The sequence below is a fragment of the Boseongicola sp. genome (assembly GCF_057460485.1).
Map to the genome: position 1 here is coordinate 1 of NZ_JBVCWP010000225.1, position 6,269 is coordinate 6,269.

A 6,269-nucleotide genomic window follows, 5' to 3' on the forward strand; every position below is an offset into this window, starting at 1 on the left:
CATGACTGTGGACGTAATCATCGAAGATGACCGCTGGGTCGTGCTGGGGCTTGGGCCCCTGGCCGATCGTGCCGTGGTGGCGACGTTCACCCATCTTGGAATGGATGCTGACGCCTGGGAAGTTGCTTTATTGGCGGCCGGGGATGAACGCATTTCTGCTCTGAATGAAGGATTTCGCGGTAAGGCGCAGGCGACGAATGTTTTGTCCTGGCCGTCGCAAGAGCGAGGCGCTTTGCAAGAGGGCGCACGCCCGCTTTTGCCTGACGGGGACAGCGAGTTGGGGGATCTGGCTTTGGCTTATGAAACCTGCATCGGCGAAGCTGCTGCGGGCGGAATTTCGCCCGAGGCGCATGTGACGCATTTGATCGTTCACGGCACGCTGCATCTTTTGGGCTACGATCACGTCCGCGATGGCGACGGTGACTTGATGGAAACGACTGAAATAGCGATACTTGGCAAACTTGGAATAGCGACCCCATATGAGGGGGATGGTTCCGGGAGTGATGGAAAGGATTAATGGGCGACAACGACGACGTGTCCTCTAATGCGGCGCAAAGCGCGCATGAGGGAGAGGACGATGAGAGTTCGAGGGGCTTTTTCGGCCGCATCATCGATGCGCTGAGCGGTTCCGATGAGGCGACTGATGAAAATGGTCAGCCCCGACGGATGGCGGCAAGCGGGTCGTTTAGCGGTGGGCTTGCTAACCTGACGCGGCTTCGGGTTGAAGATGTGATGATCCCGAAGGTCGAGATCATTTCTGTTCCCACAGATATTAAGAAGGAAGACCTGGTTGAGGTCTTTGCCGACAGCGGATTGACGCGTTTGCCGGTCTATAAGGGCACGCCTGATACGCCAGTTGGCATGGTTCACCTGAAGGATTTCGCGCTGAAGCATGGCTTTAACGGCAAGGGCGAGCGGTTTGCTTTGTCCAAGATGTTGCGCCCCTTGCTGTATGCGCCGCCGTCGATGCCGATCGGCGTTCTTTTGCAGAAGATGCAGACGGACCGGATGCATATGGCTTTGGTGATTGATGAATACGGTGGCGTCGATGGTCTGGTGACGATCGAGGATTTGATCGAGCAGGTCATTGGCGAAATCGAAGATGAGCACGACATTGCCGAGGGGCATTTCTGGACCGAGGAGTCTCCAGGGTGTTATCTTGCTCAGTCGCGCACGCCGATCGAAGATTTCGAGGCACATATTGGCGAAAAGCTGGTTGAGCCGGAGATGGAAGAAGAGATCGATACGCTTGGAGGTTTGGTCTTCATGCTGGCGGGGCGCGTGCCTGCACGCGGCGAAGTCGTAAAGCACCCTGCGGGGATTGATTTTGAAGTTGTCGATGCTGATCCCCGCCGTATCAAGCGGCTGCGGGTTCGGTCTCAGACGGCGAAAGCGGCTGAATAGGGCGTGAAAACACGCCGCCTGTCGGGCCTTTCTGCGGTGGCTGGAGGTGCGGCGGCGCTGGGACATGCGCCGTTCGGGCTTTGGCCCGTGGCTTTGGTGGGTTTCGCCGTTCTTGCCTACGCAGTTGCTGAGGCCACGTCGCGCCGGCAAGCGGCTTTTGTCGCTTGGGCAGGGGGGACTGCATATTTTGCCGTTACGCTGTCTTGGATTGTCGAGCCGTTCCTAGTCGATGTGGCGCGGCATGGATGGATGGCGCCGTTTGCCCTGATTTTTCTGGCTGGTGGTTTGGCTTTGTTTTGGGCTTTGGCGGGGTGGATCGGGGTTGGACGCGTCGTGCTTTGGGCCGTAGCATTGGCCGGGGCTGAGATGCTGCGGGGCCATGTGTTTACGGGTTTTCCCTGGGCTTTGCCGGCGTATATCTGGGCGGATACGCCGGTGCGGATGATGGCCTCGGTGATTGGACCATATGGGCTAACGGCGGTAACGCTGTTTATCGCGGCTTTGCCGGTGATGGTGCGCGAAAAGGGCGTGCGGTCAAACAGGCGGCCCCGACAAGGGCTGGGGATATTTGCGATTCTTGTGACTGTCGCGGGTCTTTTCGCCTTCGGTAATCGTCTTGCAGACGCAGGAACCGAGAGTGACGGACTTGGCATCGTAAGACTGGTTCAGCCGAATGCGCCGCAAGATGAAAAGTGGGACCCGGATCGCGCGCATATCTTTGTAGAGCGCATGATCGGTTTTACGGGTGCGCCGAAGGACGGCGTTGATTTGGTGGTCTGGCCTGAGACGGCATTGCCGTATCGGTTGGATCGCTCGGCCCCTATTCTGGCGCAGATTGCGGCTGCGGGCGGCGGCGTGCCGGTGGTGTCCGGAATCAACCGAAGTGATAGTGGTCGCAATCACAATGCGTTGATCGTAATCGGGTCCAACGGGCAGGCGAGTGAGATTTACGACAAGGTGCATCTAGTGCCGTTTGGCGAGTATATTCCGTTCGGGCAGGTGGCTGGGGCTTTGGGTTTGCGGTCTTTTGCAGCGCGCGATGGGTATGGGTTTTCGCCGGGCGACAAGGTTCGGCTCATCGACACGCCGCTTGGGCGCGCGTTGCCTTTAATTTGCTACGAGGCGATTTTTCCGGGCCATGGCCGCGGGCTTGATCGGCCAGATTATCTTTTGCAAATCACCAACGATGCTTGGTTCGGGACGTTTTCAGGCCCGTTTCAGCACCTTGATCAGGCGCGCTTTCGCGCGGTCGAACAGGGGGTGCCGTTTCTCCGTGCGGCGAACACTGGCGTATCTGCGGTGATTGATGCGCGCGGCGAGGTCGTGGCTGCGTTGGTCTTGGGCAAGGCGGGCTTTCTTGATGTTGCGTTGCCGGGCAAGCGGGAACCGACGATTTATGGTCAGATAGGCGACATTCCCATCGCCATTCTACTTTTGGTAACGCTGACCGTGCTTAATGTCGCGCTACGTCGCAACACTCTTGCAAAGGGATCGTGAACGCCTTAACGCGAACCATCTGTCACAACGGCTTCCTGACGTGACGGTTTATTTTGACAACGGAGCACTATCCCATGAACCGGCAGAACTACATTTTTACCTCCGAGAGCGTCTCGGAAGGGCATCCTGATAAACTGTGTGATCGTATCTCGGATGCGGTGCTTGATGCGTTTTTGACCGAGGAACCCGAAGCACGGGTTGCGGCCGAAACTTTTGCAACCACAAACCAGGTGGTCATCGGTGGCGAAGTTGGCCTGAGCGATGCCGGACGGCTTGATGACTACATGGGCCGGATCGAGGGGATTGCGCGCGAGTGCATCCGCGATATCGGGTATGAGCAGGACAAATTTCACCACGCTACGTGCAAGATTACCAATCTGCTGCACAAGCAGTCGGCTCATATCGCAATGGGTGTGGATGCCAGTGGCAACAAGGACGAGGGCGCGGGCGATCAGGGGATCATGTTCGGTTATGCGGTGGATGAGACGCCCGAGTTGATGCCGGCACCGATCCATTATGCCCATGCAATTTTGAAGCGGTTGGCAGATGTGCGTAAATCCGGGCAGGAGCCAACGCTTCGCCCGGATGCCAAAAGCCAGATTTCTCTGCGATATGAGAATGGTAAGCCGGTTGAGGTCACATCGATTGTTTTGTCGACGCAGCACGCCGATGAGAGCCAATCAAGCGCTGATATCCGCGCTATTGTAGAGCCCTATATTCGCGAAGTTCTGCCAGATGGATGGCTGACGGATGGCACCGAATGGTGGGTGAACCCGACGGGAACTTTCGTGATAGGCGGTCCCGACGGGGATGCTGGTCTGACCGGGCGTAAGATTATTGTGGATACCTATGGGGGCGCTGCTCCGCACGGTGGCGGCGCGTTTTCGGGGAAAGACCCGACGAAAGTTGACCGCTCAGCGGCCTATGCGGCGCGGTATCTGGCCAAGAACGTTGTGGCGGCGGGCATGGCTGAGAAGTGTCTTATTCAGCTGTCATATGCGATTGGGGTGTCTAAGCCGCTATCTGTTTACGCTGATACGTTCGGCACAGGTGAGGTTCCGCCTGAGATGATTGAAAAGGCTGTGAAGGCAACGATGGATTTAAGCCCGCGCGGCATTCGCGAGCATCTTGAGCTGAATAAGCCGATTTATCAACGTACGGCGGCATACGGACACTTTGGTCGTGCGCCTGAGGCGGATGGCGGTTTCTCGTGGGAGAAGACCGATTTGGTTGAGGCGTTGACCCGCGCGGTCTGACTTTTATTGACAATTAGGGAGTGGGGGATGCCGTCCCCCCTCGCGTTAGGCCCTCTGCTGGGATATTTTATCCATAAAGTATCCATAAAGAAGGAGCGCGGTATTGCAGTTTTCAGTGGCGATCGATGGGCCTGCGGCAGCGGGCAAGGGGACGATCAGCAAGGCTTTGGCCGCGCGGTTTGGCTTTGCGCATCTGGACACCGGGTTGTTGTATCGCGCCAGCGCGCGGAAGGTTTTGGAAACTGGGTGGTCACCGCAAGTGGCGGCTGAGGCTGTCACTGCCGATGATTTAGCGCGCGACGGGCTGCGCACTCAGGCGGTAGCCGAGCTTGCCAGCCAGGTAGCGACCATCCCGGAGGTGCGGGCCGCATTGGTTGCGTTTCAACGCAGCTTTGCGCGCCGCGATGGTGGGGCGGTTCTGGACGGACGCGACATTGGGACAGTGATCTGTCCCACGGCACAGGTGAAATTATACGTGACGGCCAGTGCGGATGTGCGGGCGCGGCGGCGGTATGATGAATTGCGCGAAAGCGGTCAGGCGGCTGATTTTGATGGCGTGTTGGACGAAGTTTTGAAACGAGATGCCCGTGATATGGGTCGGGCGGATGCGCCGATGCGCGCGGCGGAAGATGCGGTTGTGATTGATACGACAGACATGGATATTGAGGCGGCCTTGGCGGCTGCTGTGTCTGTGGTTGAGGAAAAACTGGAAGGAACAGCGACTTGAAGACAACGACACTTGGCCGGGGCGGGCCGAAAATTACGCAGTTTGGTTTGGGGGCGATGTCGTTTGCGGGTGCTTATGGCGGTACCACGCAAGAGAAGTCGAACGCGGTGCTGGACGCGGCGTTTGACGCAGGTGTCACGCATCTTGATACGGCGAATATTTATGGTGAAGGCCGATCCGAAGAGATCATCGGGGCATGGCTGAAAGATCGGCCGGGCATGCGCGACAACTGGGTAATTGCGACGAAGGCAGGTATTGTGGGCGCGCCCGAGCGGCGGTTCAACAATGAGGGCGATTATCTGGAGGCGGAGCTGGACGGCTCGCTTGCGCGGCTTGGGATTGATCACGTTGATCTGTTTTATGTGCATCGTCGCGAAGCCAAGATCCCGATTGAGGACGTTGCGGGATCGCTTGGGCGTTTGGTTAAGAAGGGGAAGATCAAGGCGATTGGCTTTTCCGAGATTGCGCCCACGTCTTTGCGGGCGGCGCACGGGGAACACCCTGTTGCGGCTGTGCAGTCGGAGTATTCCTTGGCAACGCGCGCCTGCGAATTGGGGTTGGTGCAAACCTGCGCGGAATTGGGTGTAACCTTGGTGGCTTTTTCGCCGGTGGGTCGGTCCTTTTTGACGGATGCGCCCTTTACGCGGGGGGCCCTTGATGAAATTCCGTTTTTGAACGGGAATCCGCGGTTTCAGGAGCCGAATTATTCAGCGAACCTTGAAGCGGTGAAGCCGTTTCTCGCTTTGGCGCGCAAAATGGGAGAGCCTGCGGCGGCTTTGGCGGTGGCTTGGACACGCGCGAAGGGCGACCATGTTGTGCCAATTCCCGGAACGAAGTCGGTGCCGCACCTGGCGGAATTGATCCGGGGCGCAGAGTTGGAGCTGTCTGAGGACGATGTGGCCGCAATTGAGGCGGCGTTGCCTTTGGGCTGGGCCCATGGCGACCGCTACAACGAGTATCAGTGGTTCGGCCCTGAAAAATACGGCTGAGCGAGCGCGCTAGCCGCCGACGTATGTACCTGGGGGACGGTAGAAGACTTTTTGGTTGTGAAGTCGTCCAAGCAGTTCGGACACCTCGCGTGTGTCGATATCGGCTTCGCGTTTTGCTTTGCGCAGCGCGGTTTCGATCAAGTCAACGTCGTCAGGGGTAAGGCCGAAGGATTTGTTATATTTGGGCATTTTATTCTCTTTGCGTCGGTTTATCTGCTGACCTACCCTTAAAATAGGCCGGTTTTGTGGAAGTACAAGAATTTATCTAAACGAATTCAATGTGTTCCATGGTATACTGATGTTGCTTCGAGCCTTCTGCGATCAACCCGAGCGCTTGTCGGCAGATGATGCCGCGGCAGTTTTGGGTATATGGTGGCGTGGGATTGGCAAATGGGG

Annotated in this window: 7 protein-coding genes and 1 riboswitch; of the genes, 6 read left to right on the forward strand and 1 reads right to left on the reverse strand. The window is 57.6% G+C overall.

Features of this window, described 5'->3' with window-relative positions:
• From ybeY to AC221Y_RS18580, 6 genes are all read left to right on the forward strand, one after another.
• Nucleotides 1-517: rRNA maturation RNase YbeY (ybeY, locus tag AC221Y_RS18555; RefSeq protein ID WP_299754707.1), on the forward strand; the 517-nt coding region annotated here is incomplete at its 5' end.
• Nucleotides 517-1,404 carry a hemolysin family protein gene (locus AC221Y_RS18560; protein ID WP_299754709.1) on the forward strand — a complete coding sequence of 296 codons (888 nt, stop codon included), beginning with the start codon at nt 517-519 and terminating at the stop codon, nt 1,402-1,404. The genes ybeY and AC221Y_RS18560, both read left to right, overlap by 1 nt.
• 3 nt (nt 1,405-1,407) lie before the next feature.
• Nucleotides 1,408-2,901, forward strand: a complete 1,494-nt coding sequence (gene lnt / locus AC221Y_RS18565) for an apolipoprotein N-acyltransferase (RefSeq protein ID WP_486707995.1) — start codon at nt 1,408-1,410, stop codon at nt 2,899-2,901.
• A gap of 16 nt (nt 2,902-2,917) precedes the next feature.
• Nucleotides 2,918-2,968: riboswitch (SAM-SAH riboswitch) on the forward strand.
• A gap of 7 nt (nt 2,969-2,975) precedes the next feature.
• The gene (gene metK / locus AC221Y_RS18570) at nt 2,976-4,157 is read left to right on the forward strand and encodes a methionine adenosyltransferase (protein WP_299754715.1); all 1,182 of its coding nucleotides are present in this window, start codon (nt 2,976-2,978) and stop codon (nt 4,155-4,157) included.
• Between the two features lie 103 nt (nt 4,158-4,260).
• Complete coding sequence (locus AC221Y_RS18575) at nt 4,261-4,884, forward strand: (d)CMP kinase (RefSeq protein ID WP_299754718.1); 624 nt, start codon at nt 4,261-4,263, stop codon at nt 4,882-4,884.
• Nucleotides 4,881-5,873, forward strand: a complete 993-nt coding sequence (locus tag AC221Y_RS18580; protein WP_299754720.1) for an aldo/keto reductase — start codon at nt 4,881-4,883, stop codon at nt 5,871-5,873. The genes AC221Y_RS18575 and AC221Y_RS18580 overlap by 4 nt, the downstream gene beginning before the upstream one ends.
• 9 nt (nt 5,874-5,882) lie before the next feature.
• Here AC221Y_RS18580 and AC221Y_RS18585 read toward each other — a convergent pair whose 3' ends face one another.
• Complete coding sequence (locus AC221Y_RS18585; RefSeq protein WP_486707996.1) at nt 5,883-6,062, reverse strand: hypothetical protein; 180 nt, start codon at nt 6,060-6,062, stop codon at nt 5,883-5,885.
• Nucleotides 6,063-6,269 lie beyond the last annotated feature (207 nt).